Consider the following 2,155-nt stretch of genomic DNA (forward strand, 5'->3'; position numbering starts at 1 on the left):
TATAAATGTCAATATAAAATTCCCCAAAAGTGTGCATTTAAGCTTCCTCAGTTTTATTCATCTTAAGTTTATCTTTTATTCTATATGAAGGGCCTGATATATTAAATAGATATGAGTGATGCAGAATTCGATCTAAAATTGCTTTAGTAATCATTTCATCATTACCTAAGATTTGCGGCCACTTATCAAATGTCATATTACTCGTAAAGATGGTTGAACGCTTGGTATACCTTAAATCGATCAGTTGAAAGAAGAGTTTAGATTCTAAAGGTGAAATTTCATTAAAACCCACTTCATCTATAATTAATAATTTATATTTAAAAAAGTGTTTCACGCGTTTATCAAAAGTGCCTTCATGATAGGCATTTTTTAATATGGTAATCAGTTTATTAAACTTAATAAAATATACACTATTTCGTTTGATTGCGACCTCATAACCGATGGCGATTGCTAAATGTGTTTTACCAACACCCGGGTTACCTATAAACACGATATTAACGGCCTCATCGTAAAAGTTTGATGCGCTAATCGATCTGACTTTATCTTCGTTTACAGTGGGTTGAAATGAGAAATCATAATCATCAAGTTTTCTTAAAAAGGGGAACCCTGCTACCTTGACATTGTATAATTGATTGTTTTCCTCTTTAGCGATGACTTCTTTATGTAACACTTTATAAAGCCCCTTTAATTCAGATGGACTGATCTGATCATTGATATGCAGCTCTTTTAAATAACTATATGCGCTCTTTAGCTTTAAATAGGTTAATTGCTCTAATACGTCGTTAATCATAGTTTATATGCCTCATTTCATGGATGATATGTTCATCAGATAAATCATCTTCTCGATTTGATGGATGTTTCATATAGAACAGATTATGTTCTTTCTTTATATTTAATAAATGATTCGTTATTTTGTGCACACAGATGATTTTATTGTTATAATAGATATGAAGTTCATCTCTAATGACCGAAAGTCCTACTTTTAAACCAATAAATTTCTTAGCTACAGAATATTTATTTGATTTGTAGGAAATAAGAGATTCATTGGAGACGTAAACTTCATTTAAGCTTAGGTGATACTTTTGTCTAACTTCTTTAGTCGGAAGGGGATTAAGGTCACCTTTTTCTTTTTCTAATAAAAAGATTCTTGGGAACTTTGTAGCTTGTGATATAGATAAATTATCTTCTTTGTTAATCAGTTCTAATTGATCATGCATATCTATTAAATCCTGATATGTTCCATTATAATTTTTAAGTTGCTCTACAATTTTGTTTTGTGTCTCTGTCTTTCCCTTGGTTTGTGGCCTATAGGGCATACAAGGCTTAACTTCTATGTTGTAATCTTTACAAAATTCATCGAATGTTGATGTTAAGACTGCTGGACTATCTTTATATCGTGGTTTCTCTACAAATTGCTTTAAGTTGTCAATGACGAGTTCTTTAGGCACACCACCAATTTCTTCAAATGTTTTTGCTAGAAAAGATAGCAGAGTTTCTGTTTTTGTGTCTAGGGTTAAGATACGACTGTTATATCTTGACCATGATAAAGTTAGTGTTGGTATATATGCTGTAACGACTTCACCTGTCTTTTTAATGATCTTTATTTTTTCTTTCATATCAAACTGTGCTTGATATCCAGGTTCAGTTTCAAATCTCATTGTAAACTGGTTTGTTTTCTTACGTTTGAAAAGTGTATTTAATTCTTCATTTTTTCTGATATATCTGTTTAATGTTGATCTTGAACAGGTAATCTTTTTTTCTCGTTGTAAGTATTTAAATAAGTGATCAATGTAATCAAAGCTTTGATACTTATCTGTTAAGACTTGCTTGATGTATGCTTGGTGTTGATCTAAATACTTTATTCTATCCTTTGTTTTCTTTGGTACATCGCCTTTAAGATAGCGTCTAATGGTTTTCCTATCTTTTCCCAAATGTTCTGCAAGTTTTGTGATATTCACTTTGATTGTTCCTTTCTGATAAGCTCTACTAAATAGTAGTAGGTCATCTACTTTTTCGATGTGTTCTATTATTATTTTTGTCATACAATAACCTTCCTCTCACAAAGATTATTGTATCAAAAAAGAATACCTTTAGTGATTAGAAGTGGGGATTCTTATCTGCACACTATTGGGTATTCTTATATTAGCATTTATAT

General features: G+C 30.9%; 2 protein-coding genes. Both read right to left on the bottom strand.

Annotated elements, in window-relative coordinates:
* Positions 1-37 precede the first annotated feature (37 nt).
* Positions 38-790 (bottom strand): IS21-like element helper ATPase IstB, encoded by a 753-nt coding sequence (gene istB / locus QJ521_RS09555; protein WP_282840251.1) that lies wholly within the window; start codon positions 788-790, stop codon positions 38-40.
* Positions 783-2,042, bottom strand: a complete 1,260-nt coding sequence (istA, locus tag QJ521_RS09560) for an IS21 family transposase (RefSeq protein ID WP_282840253.1) — start codon at positions 2,040-2,042, stop codon at positions 783-785. The genes istB and istA overlap by 8 nt, the downstream gene beginning before the upstream one ends.
* Positions 2,043-2,155: the final 113 nt, after the last annotated feature.

Source organism: Peloplasma aerotolerans (assembly GCF_030012175.1).
Classification (GTDB): Bacteria; Bacillota_I; Bacilli_A; order Acholeplasmatales; family Acholeplasmataceae; genus Peloplasma; species Peloplasma aerotolerans.

Coding starts and splice junctions, on each gene's coding strand:
- istA (WP_282840253.1), bottom strand. CDS start 2,042: ATGACAAAAATAATAATAGAACACATCGAAAAAGTAGATGACCTACTA.
- istB (WP_282840251.1), bottom strand. CDS start 790: ATGATTAACGACGTATTAGAGCAATTAACCTATTTAAAGCTAAAGAGC.